We start from the raw sequence: 23,483 nt of genomic DNA on the forward strand, positions 1-23,483 counted from the left end.
CGCTGCCGCGGGACGATCAGTACAGCGTCGGTTGTTCGGCGGCTTCCCGTCGCAGCTGCGCGGCGCGTACCAGCACCGGCGGCGGGATGTTCTCCTCGGGAATATCGAGCAGGCCGAGGCGATGCAGGAAGGCACCCGGGCCGCGCGAAGACGTCAGCGCCACCACCGGTACCGCCAGCACCATGCCGATCACCACCGGCGCCATCCACGCGGCCAGCGAGGGCGATACCGCCCAGGCCAGCACGCCCATGAAGGCACCGAACACGCCCAGGCCGCCGTAGCCGCGGATCAGCGCCAACCACGAGATGCCGCCATCGTCGCGCTGCTGTGCGTCCCAGCCGGAATCGCGGCCGGACAGCACTTCGGCCACGCCGCGCGACTGCACGTACATCACCACCGGTGCCATCAGTGCCGCCAATACGGTTTCCACCAGCATCGAGACGAACGCGCGGATCGCACCACCGCAGCCGCGGCGGTCGACCGGGTCCAGCAGCATCGCCAGGTAACCCAGCACCTTGGGCAGCAGCAGCACCGCCATGGTCGCCGCGAACAGGCGCACCACCTGCTGCTCGTCCTGGGCCCGCCAGTACACGCTCGGCGACAGGTGCAGCAGGGCGTTGAAATCGATGCCTTCCTGGAACAGCGGGATGGCGATGCCGATCAGCATCAGCATCGCCCACATCGGCGCGGTGAAGTAATGACCGATGCCGATCAGCATGTGCATGCGGCTGATCCAGTGCAGGCCGCGGCTGCCGACCACCTTGCCGTGCTGCAGGTTGCCCTGGCACCAGCGGCGGTCGCGCACCAGCAGGTCGGTCAGCGTCGGCGGACCTTCTTCATAGCTGCCCCCCAGGTACGGCACCATGTGCGCGGCCCAGCCGCCACGACGCATCAGCGCCGCTTCGACGAAGTCATGGCTGAGGACGTGGCCACCGAACGGCTTGCGCCCCGGCAGCGCCGGCAGCCCGGCCTGATCGGCAAAGGCGCGGGTGCGGATGATGGCGTTGTGGCCCCAGTAATTGCTCTCGGCACCGTGCCACCAGGCCACGCCGCGGGCGATCACCGGACCGTACACGCGGCCGCCGAACTGCTGCATGCGCGCGAACAGGGTGCGCCCACCGATCACCGACGGCAGGGTCTGGATCAAGCCGACATCGGCGTTGTGTTCCATGCCCGCGACCAGGCGCACGATGCTGTCGCCGGTCATCAGGCTGTCGGCGTCGAGGATCAGCATCTGCGGGTAGGCGCCGCCGAAGCGACGGACCCAGTCGGCGATGTTGCCGGCCTTGCGCCCGCTGTTGTCGCCACGGCGGCGGTAGAACAGCCGCGCCTGGCCATCGGGCACGCGCTCGCGCAGTTCGGCGAACACCTGCTCCTCGGCCCGTGCGATGTCTTCGCGGCGGGTATCACTGAGCACGAAGAAGTCGAACCGGTCGAGCTGGCCGGTGGCGGCCACCGACTCGTAGATCGCCTGCAGGCCGGCCAGCAGCCGGCGCGGGTCTTCGTTGTAGGTCGGCATCAGCAGCGCGGTGCGGCTGTGCACCGTCGGCAGCGGCTTGTCCGGGTCGATGCCGAGGCGGTAACCCCGGTCGAACACGGCAGTCAGGAAGCCGGCCACTGCACTGGCGAAAGACAGCGCGATCCAGGCGAACAGGCCGACAAACAGGACCAGCAGGCAGGCTTCGAGCACGCTGATGCCATTGGCCGACAGCACCCGCCACATCATCCGGGTGGCGATGGCGGTCATCGCCAGCGTGCCGCCGAAGATGTAGAACCGGCGCAGGCCGATCAGTCGCGGCGAGGTGCGGTGGCGGCGAACCTTCAGTTGGCCTTCGCGCAGGGTCTGCTCGGGCATCTGCAACGGCGATTCGGCCGGCAGCAGCGTCCAGCCGGCATCACGCCGGGACGTATCTGCTTCCGCATGGATGGTCTGCACCCCCATTGCCGCCTACTCCGCGCAGTCGGCACGGCCGGCCATCCCGGCCGGGCTGCATGCACCAAGGTTCCCGGCGCGCTTTCCCGGCGCCCGCACTTGTCCTGGCTGCGTCGGCCTCACGCCACGCAGTCGCTGTCTGTCACTACCGGAACCCACACGATCTCCAACGGGGCGGAATCGAAAATGCGGCTCAGTCTAGGGCGCCGGATGTAAGCCGAGTGCGAAGGTCTACGCCGGGATTTATCCCCATTCAGCAAACAGCAGGCGAGTGCCGGGGCGTGGGTACGGATGTCACTTGGTCGCCCCAGGTACTGGATCGTAACAAACGCGAACGGTTATCATTTCATTAACCAGGCAGGTCACCGTCTTCCGCACGGCCGAGACCCACCCAGCTGCGCCGGTTCGAGCCGCGCGCCCAACGACCCATGGAAGGGGGGCCTGCCTGCTTGTCTGCTTGCGCCCGTTGCTTCCATCCGGTCCCCCTCATCCGATGGAAGCCGTCATGTCCCAGCTGTTCCGTTCCCGTTCCGCGCGCCTGCCGCGCCCCCGCCTGGCCAGTGCCCTGGCCACCGCCTGCCTGCTGGCCCTGCCCGGCCTGGCCACCGCAGAGGCCAGCGCCGATGCCTCCACCAAGGATCTGGATACCGTGGTGGTCACCGCCTCGGGCAACCAGCAATGGATCAAGGATGCGCCGGCCAGCATCAGCGTGATCAGCCGCGAGGACATCGAGCGCCAGCCGGTGCACGACCTGGCCACCCTGCTCAGCCGTGTGCCGGGCGTGACCGGTGGCCTCAGTGCGGTCGGCGAGCAGTCCAAGATCAAGCTGCGCGGCATGCCGTCCAATTACACGCTGGTGCTGGTGGACGGCAAGCGCATGGGCAGCTCGGCCTCGACCAACTACCGCCCCGACCTCGGCCGCCAGGATCTGAACTGGATCTCGCCCGACCAGATCGAGCGCATCGAAGTGGTGCGCGGACCGATGTCGTCGCTGTACGGCTCCGACGCCATGGGCGGCGTGATCAACATCATCACCCGGCGCATCGGCGATGACTGGAACGGCAGCGCAACGCACAGCTATACCCGCCCCGGCGATGACAAGCGCGGTGATACCCAGCAGATCGGTGCGACCTTCTCCGGCCCGCTCGGCGAGCGCTTCGGCCTGCGTATCGGTGCCAACAGCATGCGCCGCGACTCGGACCGCTCCAACGGCGGTGTCTACGGCAACGCCTACGCCGGCGAGAAGGACCGCAACGTCGACGCGCTGCTGCAGTGGAAGCTCAGCGATGCGCAGGAACTGTCGCTGGAAGCCGGCCATGGCGTGCAGCAGGCCTTCATCGATGCCTCTCTGGAGAAGCAGGACGAAGGCGCCTGGGGTGCCAGCGAACTCAAGCGCAGTTCGCTGGCGCTCAACCACGACGGCAAGTGGAGCTTCGGCAACTCGAAGATCAGTGCGTACTGGACCGAGTACAAGAACGACATCGGTGCCACAGGCCGCTCCGAAGCCACCGATACGATCATCGAGGGCAGCCTGACCACGCCCTTCACCCTGGGGGTTGAACACCAGTTCGCCGTGGGCGGCCAATGGAAGCGCCAGGAACTGACCAACACCGACACCATCGGCCGCGCGCCGATCGACTATGCCGGCAATGCCGTCAGCGGCTCCGATCTGGAAGTGGATACCTGGGCCCTGTTCGTCGAAGACGAACTGAAGCTGCACCGCACCTTGGCGCTGACCCTCGGCGCACGTCTGGATCACCATGAGAAGTTCGGCGGCCACGTCAGCCCGCGTGCCTACCTGGTCTGGCATCCGGCCGAGCAATGGACCATCCGCGGTGGCGTTTCCAAAGGCTTCCGCGCACCCAGCCTGACCGAGAATTCGGCCACCGCCGCCACCCAGTCCGGCGGCCGAGGCTGCACCTCGCTGATCCCGCTGGGCTATACCCGCGGCGGCTGCTACATGGCCGGCAACCCGGACCTGGACCCGGAAACCAGCACCAACCGCGAGATCGGCATCAGCTTCGACAACGACCTGGTCGATGCGGGCCTGACCTACTTCCATACCGACTTCAGGAACAAGATCGAGTACGCGCCCCTGGGCAACTTCAACGGCATCTGGTGGACGCGCATGAGCAACGTGCAGCGCGCACGCACCAGCGGCATGGAAGGCAACCTCAATTTCCGCTTCGGCGAGCACTGGCGCTGGCGCACCTCGGCGACCTGGATGAAGGAAGCCAAGAACCTGACCACCGGCCGCAACCTGATCGATACTCCGGAATTCTCTGGCTATTCGTCGCTGGACTGGACGCCCAGTACGGTGTTTTCCAGCAGCCTGTCGGCGCAGTACACCGGCAAGCAGACCGGCACGGCGACGACCTTCCTCAAGGCCTACACGTTGTATGACCTGACCGCGGCCTGGAACGTCAACGAGGTACTGACCCTGCGTGGCGGCGTCAGCAACCTGGCCGACAAGAAGCTGTATGCCGAAGGCTCCACCGACTACTTCGTGGCCGGGCGCAGCTACTTCATGAGCATGACCGCGCGGTTCTGACCGGCCGCGCGCGCCGCGATCGCGCTGGCAGCACGCCAGCGCGATCGGCGGTGTTGCGGATTACTCGCTTTCCAGCGCCGCCGCGGCCGCGTTCTGCGTAGCGGCCGTGCGTGCACGGTCCATCGCTACCGCCAGTTGCTGGCGTGCGAGCAGTTGTTGAGCCTGCACCACTTCAGGTGTCGGCAGGAGCACCGGTCCCGGTGCGTTTTCCGGTGTAGCAGGTGTGGTCATGCAACCTCCATGGACATCCCGCCGCCACCCGGGTTCAGCTGGGGCAGCAGCGGAACTGCGCACCCTATCCTAAAAACAAGGCGGATGGGTGACGGTGCGGCGCCCCGCCGCACCACAAGGAACAAGGCGGGCGTCACATTTTTGACGCCGAAGCTTGGATCCTGAATAGGACTTGTCCTATCATGAAAACGTTTTCCAACAGGGATGTTTCCCATGAATACCACTGACCTGTCCCAGTTCAGCCCGAAGTGGCAGTTCCGCTTCAACTTCTTCCGCCAGCACGGCGCCCCCAAGAATCCCGGCTTCAAGCATGCCTGGAAGGCGCTGTCCTTCGGCGACCGCCTGAAGATCAACCTGAACTTCTTTGCGTTGTTCTTCGGCGCCATCTACCTGTTGATCCTGGGCATGTGGCGCAAGGCACTGGTGTTGATCGGCATCAACATCGTGCTCGCCATCATCACCATGTTCCTTCCGGACGTGGTGGGGCGCATGCTGTTCATCGCCATGAACCTGCTCGTCGCCTCCAGCACCAACTACAGCTACTACCTGGAGAAGGTGGAAGGACGCACCAGCTGGAACCCGTTTGAAGGCATGTTCTGAGCCCTCAGAACTGCGCAGGGATGCGCGGCAAGGATGCAATCGACGCCCGGCCCCCGCCGGGCGTCTTCGTTTGCGGGATCAGGCCGCGCGGCGAGCCGTGGCCACCGGCTCGGCCTGCAGGCGGAAGCGCGAGACCGCCACCGCCAGCTGCTCGGCCTGTTCTTCCATCGCACGCGCGGCGGCACTGGCTTCCTCCACCAGCGCGGCGTTCTGCTGGGTGGTCTCGTCCATCTGCACCACGGTCTGGTTGACCTGCTCGATGCCCGCCGACTGCTCGCGAGAGGCCGCCGAGATCTCGGCCATGATCTCGTTCACTCGACCGACCTGGCCAACGATTTCCTGCATGGTGCGGCCCGCGCCGTGCACCAGCTGCGCACCGGCACCGACCTGCGCCACCGAGGCGTCGATCAGCTCCTTGATCTCCTTCGCCGCACCTGCCGAGCGCTGGGCCAGCGCGCGCACTTCGCTGGCGACCACGGCGAATCCACGTCCCTGTTCGCCGGCACGCGCCGCTTCCACCGCCGCGTTCAGCGCCAGGATGTTGGTCTGGAACGCGATGCCGTCGATCACCGAAATGATCTCCGCAATGCGCTGCGACGAGGCCTCGATCTGCTCCATGGTCTGCACCACCTGGCTGACCACCTGCCCGCCTTCGCTGGCCACACCCGCTGCGGAGCCGGCCAGGGTGTTGGCCTGCAGCGCGTGGTCGGCATTCTGGCGCACCGTGGAGGTCAGCTCCTCCATCGAGGCCGCGGTCTCTTCCAGGTTCGCTGCCTGCTGCTCGGTACGGCGCGACAGGTCACTGTTGCCCGCGGCAATCTCACCCGCCGCCAGGCGGATGCTGGCCGCCGACTGCTGGATCTGGCCGACGATCTGGGTCAGCTGCTGCACGGTGCTGTTGGCATCGTCGCGCATCACCGCGAACACACCGTGGAAGTCGCCGTGCATGCGTGCGCTGAGATCGCCTGCGGCGATCGCGCGCAGCAGCGTCGACAGCTCGGCCAGGTTGTGGTCGCTGACCTGCATCATGGTGTTGAGGGTTTCCACCATGCGGCGGAAGTCGTGGTCGAAGCGCAGCGTGTCGCCGCGCACCGCGAAGTCGCCGGCGGCGGCGGCGGCGGCCAGCTGCTGGATCTGATCGTTGATCGCCGCCAGGTTCCTCTTGGTGGTGGCCATCGCAGCGGTGAACACCGCCTTCTCGCCCGGCAGCGCTTCCATGTCCACGCTCAGGTCACCCACCGCATAACGCTGCATCACCTCGACCAGGCGCTGGGTGACGGCGTTGCTGGAGGCCACCAGCTGGTTGCTGTCGGCCACCATCCGGCCGTACTCGCCCGGGAACGCCGCGGCGTCCATGCGGTAGCTGATTTCGCCGGCGTCATGGCGACGCGCCATCTCCGCCTGCGCCGCCATCACCGACTGCAGCTGACCCCGCATGCCCTGCATCGCGTCCAGCAGGCGGCCCACTTCGTCGTTGCTGCGTGCCGGCAGGGTGCTGTCCAGCTTGCCTGCGGCGACGTCGCCGGCCACGCGCACGGCTTCGGCCAGTGGGCGGATCGCCAACCGGCGCAGCAGCACATAGACACCCACACTCAGCGTCAGCGCGGCTACCACGCCAACCAGCAGGGTCAGCCACAGCAGCTGGCGCGCCTCGGCCACGATCACCGCGTGTGGCATCACCACGCCCAGCGCGAAGCGCTGCGGCGCGTCGCCCACGCGCAGCGGCACGTACACGCGCACGTTGCCTGCCGCATCCGGAGTGAAGGCTTCGAACCGGCGGTCGGCGGCGATGTCGGCCAGCATGCTGCGGGTCAATGCGTCGTTGCGCGGCTTGCCGATCTCGGCGGCGTTCGCCGAGGCCAGCACCACACCGTTCGGCGAGAGCAGTTCAACGCGCCCGGCGCCCATCGGCTTCAGCGTGGCCAGGTGCTTCTGCAGCGCCGCCAGCGAGAAGTCCACGGTAAACACACCGAGGAACGTGCCGTTTTCCACGATCGGCGTGCTCAACGTGCTCATCAGCACCTGCTGGCCGGCGATGTCGTAGGCGTAGGGCTCGCTGACCTTGGGCAGCTTGTCGCGGCTGGGCACCACGTACCAGTCGGCCGAGCCGTCAGCGGCTTCGGTGTAGTCGGTCATGGTCGACTGCTGTGGCTTGCCGTCATGCCAGGCCCAGTAGCTCATGTAGCGGCCACTGGCATCGTGCATCTCGGCATTGGCGAACTCGGCATCCTTGCCATCGAAGGCGTCGGCTTCCCACATGGTGCTCTTGCCCAGCCATTCTGGATGGCTGCGCAGCTGCTCGCCCAGCACGGCCGCCAGGCTGGCGCGATCAGGCGCGTCACCCCGCGCACGCTGGGCGAGCACGGCCTCGACCATGGCGTCGTTGCTTGCAAAGGCGGTGCCCAGATCCGCCGCGACCTGGCGGGCTTCGGCGGTGGCTTCGCTGGCCATGGTCTGGCGCGAGGCATCGATCAGGCTGGCGCTGGCCTGGCGGTAGATCAGGAACGCGGTCAGGCCGAAGCACAGCAGCGCGATCGCAGCGGTGCCCAGCATCAGCTTGTGGGCGATGCTGCCCGGGCGGCGGGCAGCGGCGGAACGGGGAGAAGGCATGGAAGGGTCCGCAAGGCAGTTCAGGACGACCGGCACCGCGAGGGCACCGCGCAGGTGCGCGATCCGTCGCGCAGGCCACCGGCCGCCGGGACCCGCCCGGCGCAGGAAGCGCACCGGGTTAGCGGCCGCCTGCGAACGAGGTTGAGGCGCTCCGCCTGCACATTCCTGAATCTGCTCAGGGTCGGGTCAGGAACCCGCCCCGTTCCGTCCTATTCGGCAACCCGATCCTTGATCCACTGCGCCCGAGGCAACACCTCGATGCTGCCAGCCGCGTACTGCTGCAGCACGTCGTCCGGGCCGAAGCGCGGCTGCCAGCCCAGTGTGCTGCGCATCAGTGCACTGTCGTAGACGCGGTCGATGCTCAACGGCAGCGGCCAGCCGCGGCGCTCGAACTCGGCCAGCAGCAGCGGGGCGCGGCGGGCCAGCACCCGGCGGGGCTGGGTCGCCAGTTCCAGGCAATCCTCGCGCAGGAACGGTGTCGGTGCGCAGGCAATATAGCGTGCGAAGGCAGCGCCCTCATCGTGCAGCAGCGCGGCATGTGCACTGGCCACGTCGCGCGCGTCGATGCCGCGGTGCAGGCGGAACATCGCCATCCGCTCCGGTGGCTCGGGGAAGCAGCGGGCCATGCGCAGCACGCGCACGCTGAAGCCCGGTGCCGCAGCGGCTTCGGCCAACGCCTCTGCCTGCAGCTTGCTGCGATGGTAGATCGTGCGCGGCAACGGCTCGGTATCTTCATCGATCCAGCGGCATCCGCCCGCCACTACCGCATGGCCATACAGCGCCGTGGTGCTGGTCAGCACGAAGCGGCGTGCACCGGCCTCGCGGGCAGCCTGCAACAGGTGTGCGGTCGCCTCCACATTGATCTGCTGGAATACCGCATCCGGCACCAGGCCGACATGAGGTGCGTGCAGGGCGGCGGTATGGATCACCGCATCGACCCCCTGCACCGCCCGCGTCACGGCCTGACGATCGGTGACATCGGCAATGATGCGGGTGGTGGCAAATGGGCTGCGATCCAGCCCCACCACTTCGTGGGCCGCCGCCAGCGCGCCGAAGATCGCACGCCCGATCCGCCCGGAACTGCCGGTCAACAGAATCTTCATTGAGTCCATTCACTCGAAGCGCCCGGGAACTACCGGGATGCTTCGATTCTAGGCACGCTGCATGTCGTCTGCGATAGGGCGCGGTTGCAATTGTGCGTTCATTTTGGCGATGCCGATCGGGCCAGCAGCTGCCGGGCGACGAACAGCGGATCGTCACCGCCTGCCGCATCAGGCGTGACCCCGGTACGTTCCCAGTTGGTTCCGGTACGAAGGTTGATCGGCTGCCGGTCGGGAATGCTGATCTGATAGCCATCCGGCAGCAGCACAGGATCATCGAACATATGTGCCGCGCCGCCACTTCGACTCCCAACGACACGTGCCCGCCCCTGCGCCTGCAGCGAGTACGCGACGAATTCGGCGGCCGAGCCGGTGCGGCGGTCGATCAGCACCACCAGCGGCTTCAGGTACAGCCCCAGGCTCGCCGGTGGCAACGGTACCGGACTGCGTTGGCCACGTTGTTGCAGTGACTGCACCTGGGTGATCTCCGCCGCCAGCAGGGTCCGCACCAGCAGGTCCGCACTGCCGTCATCACCCCCCCCGTTCTGGCGCAGATCGAGCACCAGGCCATCGGTGTCGGCCAGCAGGGTGAAGGCCGCGGCCAGCTTCGGCCGGGCCAGATCGAGCGGATAGAAGGTGCTCAGGCGCAGGTAGCCGATGTTGCCTTCCAGCACCCGCACCTCGCGCACGCCCGCACCATTGCTGCGTGCATCCGCGCGCCAGGCCATCAGCCAGTCATCCTGGCCGGCGCTGGCATCCACCCGCTCGACATGGAAGTGGCCATCGAACACGTCCAGGTCCTGGTTCAGGCGTGCGCTGAACACCTTCGGGTCCGCGCAGCTGTCCGCATAGCGCTGCTGGGCGGACCAGCCGCGCACCACCTCGGCAATGCGCGCGCCTTCGGCCACGTCCAGGTACTGCGCCTGTATCGCCGTGGCCGCCGCCTGCAGCACCGCGTCCTGGGCCGGGCAGGACGCCGCCAGCAGCGCGCCCAGCATCCACGAAACCACCATGACCGTACTCCACGTTGATGATATGTAAGTGCTTATATATCATCGCGACCATGGATCTCCAACATGCCTCCCTGGGAACGCTGCTGCGGGCCCTGCTCGACCAGCTCGACCCGGCGGTCGAGCAGGCCTACCGCGACCTGAAGCTGGACTACCGGCCGCGCTACACCCCGGTGCTGCGCACGCTGATGGCGCAGGGCCCCTGCCGCATCAAGGACCTCGCACTGGCCTGCGGGCTCAGCCATTCGGCACTCAGCCAGACGGTTTCAGCAATGGTGCGCGACGGCTGGCTGCACGCTGCGGTCGGTGAAGACAGCCGTGAGCGCATCCTGCAGTTGAGCCCGCGCGCACTGCAGGCGCTGCCGGCGCTGCAGACGCAGTGGCAGGCCACGGCTCGCGCGGCGCGCAGCCTCGATGCCGATCTTGGACAGTCGTTGGAGCAGGTGCTGCGCGGCGCACTGCAGGCGCTTGAGCAGCGGCCGTTCGCGCAGCGACTGCGCGACACACCCCAGCGCTGAGGCACCTACTGTTCGGCTGCCATCTCGATTTCACTGAGGAAGGTCCAGCTGCCATTGGCCAACCGCAGCTCGAGCGTGCGGCACTGCGCGGCCAGCGGCGCGGCATTGCCCAGCACGTATTCCTCTTCGGTCGAACCGCTCAGCCCGGCCTGGGTGAATGGCGCCGACAGCACGCCGATGCGGGTTGCGGCAGAGCCCGGCTCAGCGCACATCACCTCCACCGACGTCGGCGTGACGATGCCCCAGGCCGGGCGGGTCATCGTGTGCAGGCCGATCCAGTCCACCCGCCGGCGCTGGCCGAGGTCGATGGTGATGCTGACGTTGCCGTGCACGCCCACCCAGCCGGCATCCATCGGGTTGCGCGGATCCCCCACCCGGCGATCGAACAGTTCATGCCCGGTGCTGTCGGGATAGTTTGCGTCCGGCGCCGTGCTGTAGCTGTAGGTGGTCTGCACCGGATCGACACTGTAGGACGCACCGAGGCCATACAACCCGCGATAGGTGTTCATCATCCGCGGCGATTCGCCATACCCCTGGCCGGGGCCGACCACCTCGGACATGTGGTACTGGTTGAGCCAGGCAACGCGCTTGCCGGCCGAACGCGCACTCCACAACTGCTGGTTGATGCGCTGCACCGACGCGGAGCGATAGGCACCGGACAGCCCGTTGCCGGTCTCCAGGAACAAGGGGCTGCCATGGTTGAACAGTTCGATGTCGGCCCACAGGCCGCTGGCACCCAGCGCCGCCGACAGCGCCTCGTAGTACGCCTCGGTGGAATGACCCGCGCGATCCCACTGGAACAATCGGGCATGCGAGGCAGCACCGATGCCGTCCTGCCAGATCTGCACGTCCACGCCGGTGGCGGTGCGGAACTGTGCAGCAGCCCGGCCCACGCTGGCCGGATCCACGCTGGATGACGCCAGGTAGGGTGCCACCATCACCGGCCGCGAGGGTGTACTGCCTTTGAGCGCCGTCACGATCGCGCGATAGAACGACGCGCGATCAATCGGCACCTGTGCCGGCTCGTCGGTGATGTACCAGCCGGCGAACGCCGGATGCGATCCGTACTGCTGGCCAAGCTGCGCCAGCGACTGCGCCGCATCCTGTGCCACGGCCGTTGCATTCTGGCCCTGCCAGAAGGTGGCGCACTGCCCCGAACTGTAGGTGGTGCCCACCACGACCTTCATGCCGCGCGCGGCTGCCGCATCGAGCACGGTGCCGAGCTTGCCGGGAAAGCCGGCAATCCATTCGAAATCCTGCACACCGCTGGCGCATCCCACGCCGGCACGGGTGGCACGCACCTGACCGAGGATGATCGTGTCGTTGCCGAGGTCCTGCAGTTCATCCAGGAACAGCGGCAATTGCGCGGCTGGCAGCTGTTCGTCGGTGGCCGAATAGCCGACGTGGACGAAGCTGCCGGACAACAGCGGGTTACCTGCATGGACGGAGCCGGCACACGCCAGCAAGGCGATCAATCCAATCCTGTTCATCTTCTACGTCCCTGTCGTGGCCAGGCGAGTGGCGTTGTCACTCATCCTATCAACAGCGGCCAGCACGCCACGATCACCTGCAGCGCTGCGCAGGCGCCGACTTCCACTGCTCCCGCAGCAATGCCCATGCAAAGTCGATTCAAGCGGTTGATTCATTCATCTGCGTGATCGAGCCTGCGCGCTCCTTCCCCTGGAGTACCTCTCATGCGCACGCCGCCCGCACCGCTCAGCCTGATGGAACGCGACCGCCGCTGGGCGCTGGCCCGCGACATCATGGCCGGTGAGTGCCTCGATGCCCTGGTTGTACATGGCGACCGGGAAGCCGCCGCGCCCGCCGGCTTCTCGCCAGACTGCTACTTCACCAATGACCGGCCCGGCTCGATCGTGGTGTTCGTCGGCGACCAGCCCCCCCGGGTGTTCACCTTTGCCTCGCTGATGATTGCCGACCACCTGCAGGCCGGCCTGCGCGGCGATCTGCAATGGATCGCACCCGAACAGCTGTGGGTGGGCAAATCCGGGCAGGAGGTGGGCCGCTGGCTGCAGCAGTGTGGCCTGCACTCGGCACGTATCGGCGTGCTGGGGCTGGAGCCGTATCCGCCGTTCTACTTCGACGGCGCGATGCCTGCGCGCACCCTGCAGGGCATGCAGGCGGCAGTGCCGGGCGCGGAATTCGTACCGGTGTATCGTGCGTTCTTCCAGCGCGCCTCGGTCAAGAGTCAGGAGGAACTGGCGCTGATCGCGCATGCCGCCTGGATCGGTGAATCCATGAGCGAGGCGCTGCGTGCCACCGCTCGCCCCGGTGTTTCCGAAGCCGAACTGGTTGCCGCAGTGACCGCCACTTGTTTCTCGCTGGGAGGCTATACCGCCGAGGTGCTGCTCGGCTCGGGTCCCGAGTATGTAGGCTGGGGACCGCCCGCCTGGCAGTACCGTGCACAGCCGCCGCGCATTCTGCGCGATGGTGACCTGGTGTTGTCGGAGATCTTCGCACTGTACGGGCTGATGGAAACACAGCATCAGGCCGCGGTTGCCATCGGCGAGGTACACGACGACATCCATCGCGCCGCCGCTGTCGCCCGCAGCAGCTACGAAGCGGGCCTGTCTGCACTGCGCGTGGGCAATACCTTCGGCGACGTCGTCGACGCGATGGAAGCGCCCCTGCTGGAGGCGGGGGGTTGGCACGTGCATCCGTTGGTCCACAGCCTCAACCCCTATGGACCGGTTGGCTTTGGCCGTGCGCCGGGCATCGAAGCGCTGCCGGAGGCCGCGCGCTATGCGCACATCGCGCCGCTGCCGACTGTCGGGCGCGAACTGCCCCTGCAGGCCGGCATGTGCTTCGCCTTCGAACCGAACTGTGCATTCGGCCGGCACATGGCCAACATCGGCGGTACGGTCATCGTCGGCACGGATGCGGGTACCGCGCTGAATGAAAACTCGACACGGTTGATGCAGGCCGATGCCTGAGTTCATCGCCCACCTGCAGACACCGGCACGGCGGCGCGCGGCCGAGACGCGCAGCGGGCAGACCCGAGCCCGACTGCTGCACGCGGGGCTGCAGCTGTTCAGCGCGTTCGGCGTGGAGGGCGTGCGTACCCGCCAGCTGGTGGACATGGCTGGCTGCAGCCAATCGGCCATCCCATATCACTTCGGCGGCAAGCAGGAACTGTATGCCGCAGTGCTGCAGCGCTGTGCCCAATCCATTGCCGAACGACTGCCGCTGCCGGCAGCACCGCCGACTGGCGTGCGGCAGGCCGCGCAGCAGCTGCAGCAATTGATGCAGGTATTTGTCCATGCCTTGCTGTCGGCACCGGATGCGGGGCCACGCACGCTGCTGTTGGCGCGCGAACAGATCCAACCGACGGCCGCGTTCGCCAGCGCCCACCGTACGCTGTTCGAACCCCTGCACACCACGTTGGCCGCGTGCGTGGCGTGCCTGCGTGGCAGCGAACCAACCAGCGTCGAGACGCTGCTGCGTACCCACGCCCTGCTCGGGCAGGCGATCGTCTTCGCCGTCTCCCATGGCGCTCTGCAGGCCAGATTGAACCAGGGAGCACCCTTGGCAGACGTAGAGACGATCGCGGCGGTGGTCGGTGGCATGGCATTGGCTGCAGCGAAGGCAGCGCCCACCTGAATGGCTGCGTGATCGGTCCCGTGCGCAGGGCGCGTGAAAACCGTGGCGAAGATGGCGACCTGGACTTAGCGTGCGATGGCCAAGCATGGAGGCCGTCGTCTACGAAGGCGACGCCCACACCGCAGGAGATTTCACATGACTGAGCAGAACCCGCGCAGCTCCAACCGGGGCTTCGCATCAATGGACCAGGCCAAGCAGCGCGCGATCGCTGCCAAGGGCGGGCGTGCAGCACATGCGTCCGGCAACGCGCATGAATTCAGTCCGGCCGAAGCACGTGTCGCAGGCCGCAAGGGCGGCGAGGCGATCAGCCGCAACCGCCAGCACATGGCCGCGATCGGTCGTGAAGGTGGACACGCTCGCCACGCCAATGCGCGCCAGCAGCAACAGCAGCCACACGAGATCGAACGCACGGCAGAGGGCCCGCAACGCCAGCAGGGCTGACCGCTGCGCGTCAGGCCGGTGCGCGCTGGCGATACAGACCCAGCGCAGCAAGCAGGACCAGCGCACCGGCCACAGCCATCGCCCAGCCGAAACCACTGGCCATCGCACTGCGATACCACGCCAGTGTCTGCGGCGCGGCGTGCATCGAGCTTGGTTGCAGGATGAGTTCGCGCGCCTGTGCCACCAGCCCCCGCTGCCCGGCCGCCTGCGCGGAAACGGCGAAGTGCTGCACGGCGCGCTGGCCCATCAAGCTGCCCAGCAGCGCGATGCCCAGGCTCATGCCTGCCTGGCGTAACGCGTTCATCGTGGCTGAGGCGATACCCGCGCGCTCGACCGGCGCGCTGGCCATGACCGCCATGCCGGTCGCCGGCACTGCCAGCCCCATGCCAATGCCAAGCAGCACCAGCACAGCGCTGGCAAAAGCACGCGACGTAGCCGGTTCGAACGTGGCCATCGCGCACAGCGCTATCCCGGCCAGGGCGTAGCCCAGCACCAGCGCGGCATGCAGCCCGAGGTGGGCGACCAGACGACCGAACAACAGCGAGACGCCCCCCATCAACAGGAACTGCGGAGCCAGCTGGGAGCCGGCCTGCGCAGCGCTGTGGCCCTGCGCCTGCTGGAAGAACAGCGACAGGAAGAACAGGCTGGCATAGGCAGTGAAGCCCAGCACGAACGATGCCAGGTTGAACATGCCGAAGCGGCGGTCGGCAAACAGGTCCAGCGGCAGCAATGGGCGTACAACCCGGCGTTCAACGATGCCGAACAGGATCAGTCCGGCGGCTGCGACGCCCAGCGCCAGCAGGGTCACCGGCGCCAGCAGGCCATGCTCGCCGATCGCGATCAGGCCATAGCTCAGCGCACCCAGCGCGACGATGCTGAGCAGCTGCCCGGCGGGGTCCAGTGCGGCGTGCTGCGGATGCCGCCGCTCCGGAATTCCCCAGACGCCCAGCGCCAGCGCGAGCAGGCCCAACGGCAGGTTGATCAGGAAGATGCTGGGCCATCCGGCGCGCTGCACCAGCACGCCGCCCAGCAGCGGGCCAAGCACCAGGGCCAGCGCACTGAACGCGGACCAGCCTCCGATCGCACGTGCACGTTGGCGCGCATCGGGAAACGCATGGCTGAGGATCGGCATTGCGGCGGGAATCAACAATGCGCCCGCGATGCCCTGCACTGCGCGCCCGGCCACCAGGGTTCCAAGATTGCCGGCACAAGCGCACAGCAGGGACCCCAGCGTGAAGGTGGCGACGCTGAGCAGCCACATCCGCCGATGACCGTAACGATCCCCAAGCGGCCCCGCCGACAGCATCAACGCCGACAACGCGATCGCGTAGGCGTTGATCACCCATTGCAGGCCGGCCATGTCGGTGTGCAACGCCTGCTGCAGGGTCGGCAGGGCGACGTTGACGATGCTGATGTCCAGCGAGGCGAGGAATGTGCCGAGGTAGGCGGCCAACACCAGGGCCGGACGTTGGAAACGCTGCATGTGTGGATCCCGGGGGAGGACGTGCGCGCATCGTAGCCACTGACTGACCGTCGGTCAATGACCGACGGTCAGTCAATGCCGAAGGACAGCTAGAATGGCCACCGTCGCACCCGGACCTTGCCCACCATGCAGACCCCAGCTGTCGCCAGGCCTCGCACCAAGCCTGCGGAAACCCGCCAGGAAGAACTGATGGACGCCGCGCAGGCACTGTTCCTGTCAAAGGGAGTGGACGCCACCACCATCAGCGACATCGTCGCCGCGGCTGATGTGGCCAAGGGCACCTTCTATACCTACTTCGCCTCGCGCACCGAGATCCTGCAGGCGCTGGCACAACGCTACACGCGGCAGTTCATGGAAGCGGTCGACCAGGCCGTGCAGCAGCACCCCGTAGGCGATGGCGTAGCACGCCTGCGCGCCTGGATCCGCGCCAACATCGAACTTTACGTGCGCACCCATGCACTGCACGATGTGGTGTACGCCAACCATCACCATCATCAGCGCGGCAACGCCGAACGCAACGCAATCCAGCAGCAACTGCTGGGCATCCTCGAAGCGGGCAACGCCGCCGGTCTGTGGCAGCTACCGGCGCCGCAGGTTACCGCCTCGTTGATCTACGCCGGCGTGCACGGCGCTACCGACGACCTGATCGCCACACCGGCACAGGATGCCGATGCGTTCATCGAAGCCGTGCAGGCCGATTGCCTGCGCATGGTCGGCGTGCCACCGGCCGGTGCCAAGCGGCGCTGACGAACCGTCTGTCGCTCAGCTATGGGCGAGGATGTTCAACAACCGCCCGAACGGGTCACGGACGAAGAAGCGACGCACGCCCCAGGGCTCATCGGCTGGGCCATATTCCAGCGGGATGCCGGCCGCGCGCATGCGCTCCAGTACCTGCTGCAGATTGTCCACTTCGATCGACAGATCCGGCACTGCGGTGCCGGACCCCCCTTCACTGGCAAAGCTGACCTGCGCCAGCGCGCTGCCCTCGCCGCCGTGGGTGACGATCCAGCCGTGGTCCATCACCACCGGCATGCCCAGCAGCTCGCCATAGAACACTGCGGCACGCGCAGGATCAGGCGTGGCGATGTTGGCGACGACACGTTTGACGGCCATGTGCAGCGGCTCCGATGCGATTCCCCATCCTCGCCGCTGCGTGCATGGCCTGCAAGCGGGCTGCGCTGAAACAGAAGAGCCCCGTCGGTGACGGGGCTCGTCATCAGTCCTGCTGCCACTGCTTACACAGCGCCGCAGCGATCCATGACGCAACGATCGTATTCGTACTGGCATTCCATCGCATCACCGCCACCGGACAAACAGGCCTGGTAAGCCTTCCAACAGGGAAGATCGCATGGCGGAATCGGCCCGGCCACAGCAACCGAACCGCTGCAGGCCAAGGCGAACACGGCACCTACGATCATTTTCCTGAAAGTACGCATCGACATCACTCCTTGATAAGCCTGGTGAGCCCAGGCCGGGCCACGGTAGCGGGGTTTCCCGGAGATGGAGTGAACACGCGCGTCACGAAACATTAACCTGTTCATTAAATTTTCTTCACACCACTGGGGGTGATCGGCGCGCTGCGGGGTTAACGGCCTTGTTGTCCGTCAATCAAGGAAGTTGTCCGATGAATCACCCGCTGCACGGCCGTTCGTCCCGCTCCCGTTCTCCGATGCACAGCCGCCTCGCACTGGCGGTCACCAGCACATTGCTGCTTGCCAGCACGTTGCCCGCGATGGCCAACGACTCATTCGAGGTCTGGCAACAACAGCGCCAACTGCAGGCGGCGTGGGCACAACCGGCCACTGCGGCGATCCCGTCCGCAACCACCCCGTTGCCGATTGCAGCCCCCGCAGCGGCGGCCAGCAGCACGACGACCCTCGGCAATCCGGGCGATCCAGCCAGCTGGCGTACGGACGAATTCAATGCCGACTGGGGCCTGGCCGCGACCAACGCGGACCACGCCTATGCGCGGGGCCTGACCGGTACCGGCATCCGCCTGGGTGTGTTCGACAGCGGCACCGGCCTGGACCATCCGGAGTTCGCCGGGAAGAACCATCGCAGCCTCCGTCTGGCCGATGTGTTGGCCGATGGCAGCCTGTGCGGAAGCGAGGTACTTGCCGGCCCGGATGCCTGCTTCACCAGTGACGGCAATCAGGTCGCCATCGATTACACCCTCATTGATCCGGCCTACAGGGACCTGCTCAATCGCAACGGCTACTTCGAGGGCCCGGGCTACAACGTGCACGGCACCCACGTATCCGGAACCATCGCCGCCAACCGCGACGGCAACGGAATGCACGGCGTCGCGTTCGGGGCGGACCTCACCGTGGCCCGCCTGTTTGCCAACAGCGTGAACTACCTGACCGTCGTCGAGCGCAATGGCGGACTGTATCTGGACAGTAAATCGGTTGCCGGGCTGGGAGCCTCCGACTCGATCTTCCCGCAGCTATACGCACAGCTCAACGAACAGCACGTCCGCGCAGTCAACCACAGTTGGGGCCTGACCAACGAACCGGACACTGCCGAGAAGCTCGACTTCTATCTGTCGCATCCGGATCTTGCGGACAGCCTCGGCGCGATAGCAGAAGGCTCACGTACCCGCGGCCTGATCCAGGTATGGGCTGCGGGAAACACCGACTCGGTCAATCCCTCGCCAGAGCAGGCGCCGATCGCGGGCATGTATGCATCGATGCCACGCGAATTCACTGACGTCGAGCCGTACTGGTTGGCCGTAGTCAACGTCAACCAGGCGCTGGAGCTGAGCAATCGCTCGATGCGCTGCGGCCTGGCCGCGAACTGGTGCCTGGCCGCGCCTGGTTCGAACATCAATTCGACCGTCTATGGCGAAGATTCGGTCATCGATGCCAGCCCCCGCGAGGACAATGGGAATGTGATCCTCGAGGTCTCCGGCCAGGCCCCAACGTATGCCTACGGGAACCTGAGCGGCACCTCGATGGCCGCACCCCACGTCACCGGTGCACTGGGCCTGTTGTTCGAACGCTTCCCTTATCTGGACAGCGCCCAGGTGCGCGACGTACTGCTGACCACCGCGCGCGATCTTGGCGCACCGGGCATCGATGATGTCTATGGCTGGGGCCTGATGGACCTGCGCAAAGCCATCGAAGGCTACGGCTCGCTGCGCGTGGATACCAACGTGGTGATGAACCAGAAGGCCGGTGGCCTGAAGGTCTGGGAAGGCGATGCCTGGGACGACTGGACCAACGACATCGGTGGCCCCGGCAAGCTGACCAAGTCCGGCATCGGCTGGCTGCGCCTGAGCGGTGACAACACTTTCAACGGCGCGGTACTGCAGGACGGTACGCTGGAATTGAATGGCGCCAACACGCTCACGTCTGCGGTCGAGGTCCAGGGTGGCCAGTTCCTGCTCAATGGCAGCCTGGTCTCCACCGCGCTGAACACCACCGGGGGCGTGAGCACGGTCAGCAGCAGCGGCCTGCTGAAGGACAGCAACCTGACCGTCAACGGTGGCGTGGTGTCCTTCAACGGTACGCAGACCGGCGGCACCACCACGGTCGGTGCCAACGGCCTGCTGAAGGGTGTCGGTACGCTCGGCAGCACCCACGTCGACGGCATCATCGCGCCCGGCAATTCGATCGGCACGCTGACCATCAACGGCAACTACGTACAGGGTGCAACCGGCGTCTATGCTGCCGAACTTGCTCCGGGCGGGCGCAGTGACCAGCTGCACGTGACCGGCACCGCCACCCTCGGCGGCACCCTGATCGCACTGCCGGAGCCGGGTACCTACTACCTCGGCGAGCAGTTCAATTTCATCCGCGCCGACGGCGGTGTCAGCGGCCAGTTCGCGAAAACCGACTTCAGCGCGTTCTCGCCGTTCCTGCAGTTCAGCCTGGCTTACGGTGCCAATGGCACCCGCATCGACGTGGCCCGTGGTGCGTCGCTCGCCAGTGCCGCCGCCACGCCGAACCAGCGTGCGGCCGCGGCGGCGGCCGATGGACTGGCAATCAACCAGGGCCTGCCCAAGCCGCTGACCCAACTGTTCCCGCAACAGGTCGGTGGCGTGCTCGATGGCCTCAGCGGCGAGCTGCATCCGGCCACGGCACTGGCCCTGGTCGAGGGCAGCCGCCATGTGCGCGATGCCGCACTGTCACGCCGTGCCGGTGCAGCCGCACCGGGATCCGATACGGGTGATGCCACCGGTGCCTGGGTGCAGGCGCTGGGCGGCAACAGCAAGCTGGATGGCAACAGCAACACCGCGCGCACTGATGCCAACAGCAATGGCCTGCTGGTCGGCATCGACCGCGAGTTCGGTGGCTGGCAGATCGGCGTGCTGGCCGGTACCGGCCGCACCGACGTGAAGCAGCAGGAGCGTCGTGCCAAGTCGAAGATCGACAACACGCACTTCGGCGCCTACGCCAGCCACACCTGGGGCGGGTTCGGCCTGCGCGGTGGCGTGGCATGGAGCCGCAATGAAGTGAAGAGCACGCGTGATGTTGCCTTCGCAGGCTTCAGCGACAGCCTGAGCGCGCGCTACAACGCACATACACGCCAGGCCTTCATCGAAGCGGGCTACCGTTTCGGCAATGCGGAAGGTGGGCTGGAGCCGTACCTGCAGGTCGCCCGCGTGGAAGTGGACCTGAAGCAGATCAACGAGCGTGGCGGCGCGGCGGCACTGCACGGCAAGGTGGACGACACCGGCACCACCATCGCCACCGCTGGTCTCCGCTTCGACAAGGGTCTGAAGGCATCGTTCCAGCAGGACAGCTGGTTGCACCTGCGTGGCGGTGTCGGCTACCGCCGTGCCTCCGGCGACCGCAGCCAGGTGGCCAACCTCGCCTTTGCCAACAGCAGCACCACGTTCGCGGTCGAGGGTGCTCCGATTGCCGACAACGCCGTCGTGGCCGAGCTGGGCCTGGCGGCGTGGCTGACCCCGCGGCAGCAGCTGGAGCTGGGCTACAGCGGTCAGTTCGGCAGTGAAAGCCGCGACCATGGCGCCACTGCACGCTGGTCCGTCCGCTTCTAAACACGTGTTCTCTTGACGGGTTGGGGCGGCCTCGCGGCCGCCCCTTTTTTTGCCCGCCATCCAGCGCTATGTGCGGTGCCGCAGCGCGGCGGTACCTGCCAGGCTGGCAAGTGGCAGCAGCAACCCGTAGGCCACCAGCGGCCACACGGTATCGCCGGGCAGCACCAGGGTAACCAGCGTGCCGATGCCTGCCACGATCAGGCTCTGCACCGCGTAGTACAGAGCCACCGCCGTACCCGACGCATCGGCGAAATCACGCAGCGCGCCGCTTGCGGCCACCGAAACCACCATCACCAGCCCCACCGCGATGCCCCACATGGGCAGCACCACCGCGATGAACGAGGGAGGCCACGCTGCGGCCAACGCCATCAGCAGCACCCCGGCCACCATCACCCACAGGCCGCGCAGGAAGGTACCGCGCACGTTCCAGCGGGCAATGCACACGTGCGCCATCCGCGCCGTGACGATCATCACCAGCGCCACCGTGGCGAAGGCAAGGCTGAACGACAGGGGCGAGTACTGCATGCGTCCGACCAGCAGCCGGGGCGCGACCGAGAAGAACACGAAGAACGTGCCCATGCCCGCACTGAAGCCCAGCGTGTAGACCCAGAACGCGCCGCTGCCGAGGATGCGTCGTACCGCCGGTCGCGACGCGTCATGGCACCGCGGGCGGGTTTCCCGCCAATGCCGTACCGCGCGCATGCCGGCGATCATGCCCAGTGCGCCGAGCAGAACGAAGATCGCGCGCCAGCCAACCGCGCCTGCCAACAGTGCGCCGAGGATCGGCCCCAGTGCCGGCACGAAGGCCAGCATCGAGGCGAACAGCCCATACAGCGACGCACCTTCGGGTGTATCGGCATACACGTCACGGACCGTGGCAAAGGTCGCCACCAATGCCGCCGACGCCCCCACCGCCTGTACGGTCCGCCAGGCCAGGAATGCTGCGCCGCTGCTGGACATGGCCAGCGCAAACGACGAAAGCGCGAACAGCAACGCCCCCAGCAACAGGACCGGCCGCCGCCCGATGCGGTCGGACAACGGGCCGAACAGCAACTGGCCCAGGCCGAGCACCAGCAGGTAGATGCTCAACGTCAGCTGCACCACCGTCGGTGATGTCTGCAGTGCCCGCGGCATCACCGGCACCACAGGAAGATAGATATCCATGGCCAGCGAGGCCAGGAGGTCGAACGGCGCCATCAGCACAATGGCCGATGGCAGCGGGTGGGCCCAACGCGGGGCCTGTCGATTGAACATGGGGAGTCTCCGCCCAGAGTGAATCCGGCGGTGATCCATCCACTTCGCGTGCATCGCAGGGATGATCACCGCAACAACGTCTGCATCGTTGTTGCGGCTCAGCGAACTGTCTGCGGACCGTTCCCGTTGTTCATGATGTCCATCGAATGCAAATGCAGGTGGCGCAAGTGTAGCAATCGTCCACCTGCCGCGCGGCGCTCAGGCCAGGGGCAACATGTCGATGCGCCGGCACGGCGTCTCCTTCACCTGCTCGATCAGCCGTCGCACCACAGGCGAGGACTCCGCCCGCCGGTACTGCACAGCGATGGTCGAGACGATGGTGGGGCCGGCCAGTGGCAGATAGATCATTCCGGGCAGCACCAGCGTGCGTTGCAGTACCGATGGCACGATCGCCACCGAACCAACGCCGACCGACACCTCGGCCAACACCGCCGCCAGATGCCCGGGCTGGGAACGGATACGTGGAATGAACCCGCCGCGGCGCCCGACTTCCATTGCGCCCACCGGCTGCTCCGGCATGACGAAGCTTTCCCGGGCCAATGACGCCGGCTGTACCGGCGCGCGGGCCTGCGCCAGCGGATGGGTTTCCGGCAGGGCCACGCAGAACTGGTCTTCGACCAGGGTGTGTTCGCCGAAACTGTCGGGTACATCCATCGGAGGCCGGCAGAACACCACATCCACCCGGCCTTCCTGCAGCAGCTGCGGGAGCTCGCCCATCGGCCATTCGCTCACCTGCAGTTCCACGCCCGGGTAGCGGCTGCGGAACCGGCTGAGCTGATCCTGCAACGCACCGGCATACAGCGCCGAGCCGACGTAGCCGATCTCGATCTTGCCGATCTCACCCCGCCCGGCGCGCCGGCCCAGGGTTTCGGCCTGTTCGAACCGGCGCAGCACATCGCGGGCTTCCGCCAGGAACACCTCGCCTGCGGAGGTCAGCAGCACTTCGCGCCGGCTGCGGTCGAACAGGCGCGTGCCGAGGCGACGCTCGATGTCCTGGATCTGCACGCTCAGCGTGGGAGTGGCGATCCCCAGCCGCAGGGCCGCGCGACCGAAGTGCAGTTCCTCGGCCAAGGTGACGAAGTACTCCAGGTGACGGCGTTCCATGGGCGGCATTTCGTTAGGTTCAAGC

19 protein-coding genes are annotated in these 23,483 nt (G+C 66.8%); 8 read left to right on the plus strand and 11 right to left on the minus strand.

The window, feature by feature from the left end; translation table 11 throughout:
• Window positions 1-16: 16 nt before the first annotated feature.
• Entirely contained in the window at window positions 17-1,942 is a 1,926-nt protein-coding gene (gene mdoH, locus GOC52_RS17985; RefSeq protein WP_191850060.1) for a glucans biosynthesis glucosyltransferase MdoH, read from the minus strand.
• Between the two features lie 496 nt (window positions 1,943-2,438).
• Here mdoH and GOC52_RS17990 point away from each other — a divergent pair, with 496 nt between their 5' ends.
• Complete coding sequence (locus tag GOC52_RS17990; RefSeq protein WP_191850062.1) at window positions 2,439-4,484, plus strand: TonB-dependent receptor domain-containing protein; 2,046 nt, start codon at window positions 2,439-2,441, stop codon at window positions 4,482-4,484.
• A gap of 60 nt (window positions 4,485-4,544) precedes the next feature.
• Here the strand turns inward: GOC52_RS17990 and GOC52_RS17995 are convergent, their stop codons facing one another.
• Entirely contained in the window at window positions 4,545-4,715 is a 171-nt protein-coding gene (locus tag GOC52_RS17995) for a hypothetical protein (protein WP_167345305.1), read from the minus strand.
• A gap of 213 nt (window positions 4,716-4,928) precedes the next feature.
• Between GOC52_RS17995 and GOC52_RS18000 the strand changes: the two genes are divergently transcribed.
• Window positions 4,929-5,315: a DUF2628 domain-containing protein gene (locus tag GOC52_RS18000; RefSeq protein ID WP_191850064.1), complete on the plus strand. Its 387-nt coding sequence runs from the start codon at window positions 4,929-4,931 to the stop codon at window positions 5,313-5,315.
• A 78-nt stretch (window positions 5,316-5,393) separates the two neighbouring features.
• Here the strand turns inward: GOC52_RS18000 and GOC52_RS20845 are convergent, their stop codons facing one another.
• From GOC52_RS20845 to GOC52_RS18015, 3 genes are all read right to left on the minus strand, one after another.
• The gene (locus GOC52_RS20845; RefSeq protein ID WP_191850066.1) at window positions 5,394-7,925 is read right to left on the minus strand and encodes a methyl-accepting chemotaxis protein; all 2,532 of its coding nucleotides are present in this window, start codon (window positions 7,923-7,925) and stop codon (window positions 5,394-5,396) included.
• Window positions 7,926-8,134: 209 nt separating this feature from the next.
• Window positions 8,135-9,028 carry an NAD-dependent epimerase/dehydratase family protein gene (locus GOC52_RS18010; RefSeq protein ID WP_049480185.1) on the minus strand — a complete coding sequence of 298 codons (894 nt, stop codon included), beginning with the start codon at window positions 9,026-9,028 and terminating at the stop codon, window positions 8,135-8,137.
• A 98-nt stretch (window positions 9,029-9,126) separates the two neighbouring features.
• Complete coding sequence (locus GOC52_RS18015) at window positions 9,127-10,038, minus strand: S41 family peptidase (protein WP_191850068.1); 912 nt, start codon at window positions 10,036-10,038, stop codon at window positions 9,127-9,129.
• Between the two features lie 50 nt (window positions 10,039-10,088).
• On the opposite strand from GOC52_RS18015, the gene GOC52_RS18020 reads away from it, so the two are divergent.
• Window positions 10,089-10,553: a MarR family winged helix-turn-helix transcriptional regulator gene (locus tag GOC52_RS18020; RefSeq protein ID WP_043397563.1), complete on the plus strand. Its 465-nt coding sequence runs from the start codon at window positions 10,089-10,091 to the stop codon at window positions 10,551-10,553.
• A 5-nt stretch (window positions 10,554-10,558) separates the two neighbouring features.
• Here GOC52_RS18020 and GOC52_RS18025 read toward each other — a convergent pair whose 3' ends face one another.
• Complete coding sequence (locus tag GOC52_RS18025; protein WP_043397560.1) at window positions 10,559-12,043, minus strand: DUF4434 domain-containing protein; 1,485 nt, start codon at window positions 12,041-12,043, stop codon at window positions 10,559-10,561.
• Window positions 12,044-12,247: 204 nt separating this feature from the next.
• On the opposite strand from GOC52_RS18025, the gene GOC52_RS18030 reads away from it, so the two are divergent.
• From GOC52_RS18030 to GOC52_RS18040, 3 genes are all read left to right on the plus strand, one after another.
• Complete coding sequence (locus GOC52_RS18030) at window positions 12,248-13,504, plus strand: M24 family metallopeptidase (protein WP_010481275.1); 1,257 nt, start codon at window positions 12,248-12,250, stop codon at window positions 13,502-13,504.
• On the plus strand, window positions 13,497-14,171 hold the full coding sequence (locus GOC52_RS18035) for a CerR family C-terminal domain-containing protein (RefSeq protein WP_010481273.1): 675 nt from the start codon (window positions 13,497-13,499) through the stop codon (window positions 14,169-14,171). The genes GOC52_RS18030 and GOC52_RS18035 overlap by 8 nt, the downstream gene beginning before the upstream one ends.
• 135 nt (window positions 14,172-14,306) lie before the next feature.
• Complete coding sequence (locus GOC52_RS18040) at window positions 14,307-14,612, plus strand: KGG domain-containing protein (protein ID WP_043397558.1); 306 nt, start codon at window positions 14,307-14,309, stop codon at window positions 14,610-14,612.
• Between the two features lie 10 nt (window positions 14,613-14,622).
• Here GOC52_RS18040 and GOC52_RS18045 read toward each other — a convergent pair whose 3' ends face one another.
• A complete protein-coding gene (locus tag GOC52_RS18045; protein ID WP_043397555.1) occupies window positions 14,623-16,095 on the minus strand; it encodes an MFS transporter in 1,473 nt (490 codons plus the stop codon).
• Between the two features lie 126 nt (window positions 16,096-16,221).
• On the opposite strand from GOC52_RS18045, the gene GOC52_RS18050 reads away from it, so the two are divergent.
• Window positions 16,222-16,842: a TetR/AcrR family transcriptional regulator gene (locus GOC52_RS18050; protein WP_029379742.1), complete on the plus strand. Its 621-nt coding sequence runs from the start codon at window positions 16,222-16,224 to the stop codon at window positions 16,840-16,842.
• Window positions 16,843-16,857: 15 nt separating this feature from the next.
• Here the strand turns inward: GOC52_RS18050 and GOC52_RS18055 are convergent, their stop codons facing one another.
• Together GOC52_RS18055 and GOC52_RS20940 are read right to left on the minus strand one after the other, a co-directional pair.
• Window positions 16,858-17,208, minus strand: coding sequence for a VOC family protein (locus tag GOC52_RS18055; protein WP_043397553.1), 351 nt, complete (start codon window positions 17,206-17,208; stop codon window positions 16,858-16,860).
• A gap of 122 nt (window positions 17,209-17,330) precedes the next feature.
• Window positions 17,331-17,531 carry a hypothetical protein gene (locus tag GOC52_RS20940; RefSeq protein ID WP_029550896.1) on the minus strand — a complete coding sequence of 67 codons (201 nt, stop codon included), beginning with the start codon at window positions 17,529-17,531 and terminating at the stop codon, window positions 17,331-17,333.
• 188 nt (window positions 17,532-17,719) lie between these two features.
• Here GOC52_RS20940 and GOC52_RS18060 point away from each other — a divergent pair, with 188 nt between their 5' ends.
• Window positions 17,720-21,100, plus strand: coding sequence for an autotransporter domain-containing protein (locus GOC52_RS18060; protein WP_043397550.1), 3,381 nt, complete (start codon window positions 17,720-17,722; stop codon window positions 21,098-21,100).
• A gap of 66 nt (window positions 21,101-21,166) precedes the next feature.
• Here GOC52_RS18060 and cml read toward each other — a convergent pair whose 3' ends face one another.
• Together cml and GOC52_RS18070 are read right to left on the minus strand one after the other, a co-directional pair.
• Window positions 21,167-22,354: a CmlA/FloR family chloramphenicol efflux MFS transporter gene (gene cml, locus GOC52_RS18065; protein WP_043397546.1), complete on the minus strand. Its 1,188-nt coding sequence runs from the start codon at window positions 22,352-22,354 to the stop codon at window positions 21,167-21,169.
• A 198-nt stretch (window positions 22,355-22,552) separates the two neighbouring features.
• Window positions 22,553-23,458: a LysR family transcriptional regulator gene (locus GOC52_RS18070; protein ID WP_043397606.1), complete on the minus strand. Its 906-nt coding sequence runs from the start codon at window positions 23,456-23,458 to the stop codon at window positions 22,553-22,555.
• Between the last annotated feature and the right edge of the window lie 25 nt (window positions 23,459-23,483).

The organism is Stenotrophomonas sp. SXG-1 (assembly GCF_014083965.1).
GTDB classification, from domain to species: Bacteria; Pseudomonadota; Gammaproteobacteria; order Xanthomonadales; family Xanthomonadaceae; genus Stenotrophomonas; species Stenotrophomonas geniculata.

Coding starts and splice junctions, on each gene's coding strand:
- mdoH (WP_191850060.1), bottom strand. CDS start 1,942: ATGGGGGTGCAGACCATCCATGCGGAAGCAGATACGTCCCGGCGTGAT.
- GOC52_RS17990 (WP_191850062.1), top strand. CDS start 2,439: ATGTCCCAGCTGTTCCGTTCCCGTTCCGCGCGCCTGCCGCGCCCCCGC.
- GOC52_RS17995 (WP_167345305.1), bottom strand. CDS start 4,715: ATGACCACACCTGCTACACCGGAAAACGCACCGGGACCGGTGCTCCTG.
- GOC52_RS18000 (WP_191850064.1), top strand. CDS start 4,929: ATGAATACCACTGACCTGTCCCAGTTCAGCCCGAAGTGGCAGTTCCGC.
- GOC52_RS20845 (WP_191850066.1), bottom strand. CDS start 7,925: ATGCCTTCTCCCCGTTCCGCCGCTGCCCGCCGCCCGGGCAGCATCGCC.
- GOC52_RS18010 (WP_049480185.1), bottom strand. CDS start 9,028: ATGAAGATTCTGTTGACCGGCAGTTCCGGGCGGATCGGGCGTGCGATC.
- GOC52_RS18015 (WP_191850068.1), bottom strand. CDS start 10,038: ATGGTGGTTTCGTGGATGCTGGGCGCGCTGCTGGCGGCGTCCTGCCCG.
- GOC52_RS18020 (WP_043397563.1), top strand. CDS start 10,089: ATGGATCTCCAACATGCCTCCCTGGGAACGCTGCTGCGGGCCCTGCTC.
- GOC52_RS18025 (WP_043397560.1), bottom strand. CDS start 12,043: ATGAACAGGATTGGATTGATCGCCTTGCTGGCGTGTGCCGGCTCCGTC.
- GOC52_RS18030 (WP_010481275.1), top strand. CDS start 12,248: ATGCGCACGCCGCCCGCACCGCTCAGCCTGATGGAACGCGACCGCCGC.
- GOC52_RS18035 (WP_010481273.1), top strand. CDS start 13,497: ATGCCTGAGTTCATCGCCCACCTGCAGACACCGGCACGGCGGCGCGCG.
- GOC52_RS18040 (WP_043397558.1), top strand. CDS start 14,307: ATGACTGAGCAGAACCCGCGCAGCTCCAACCGGGGCTTCGCATCAATG.
- GOC52_RS18045 (WP_043397555.1), bottom strand. CDS start 16,095: ATGCAGCGTTTCCAACGTCCGGCCCTGGTGTTGGCCGCCTACCTCGGC.
- GOC52_RS18050 (WP_029379742.1), top strand. CDS start 16,222: ATGCAGACCCCAGCTGTCGCCAGGCCTCGCACCAAGCCTGCGGAAACC.
- GOC52_RS18055 (WP_043397553.1), bottom strand. CDS start 17,208: ATGGCCGTCAAACGTGTCGTCGCCAACATCGCCACGCCTGATCCTGCG.
- GOC52_RS20940 (WP_029550896.1), bottom strand. CDS start 17,531: ATGCGTACTTTCAGGAAAATGATCGTAGGTGCCGTGTTCGCCTTGGCC.
- GOC52_RS18060 (WP_043397550.1), top strand. CDS start 17,720: ATGAATCACCCGCTGCACGGCCGTTCGTCCCGCTCCCGTTCTCCGATG.
- cml (WP_043397546.1), bottom strand. CDS start 22,354: ATGTTCAATCGACAGGCCCCGCGTTGGGCCCACCCGCTGCCATCGGCC.
- GOC52_RS18070 (WP_043397606.1), bottom strand. CDS start 23,458: ATGGAACGCCGTCACCTGGAGTACTTCGTCACCTTGGCCGAGGAACTG.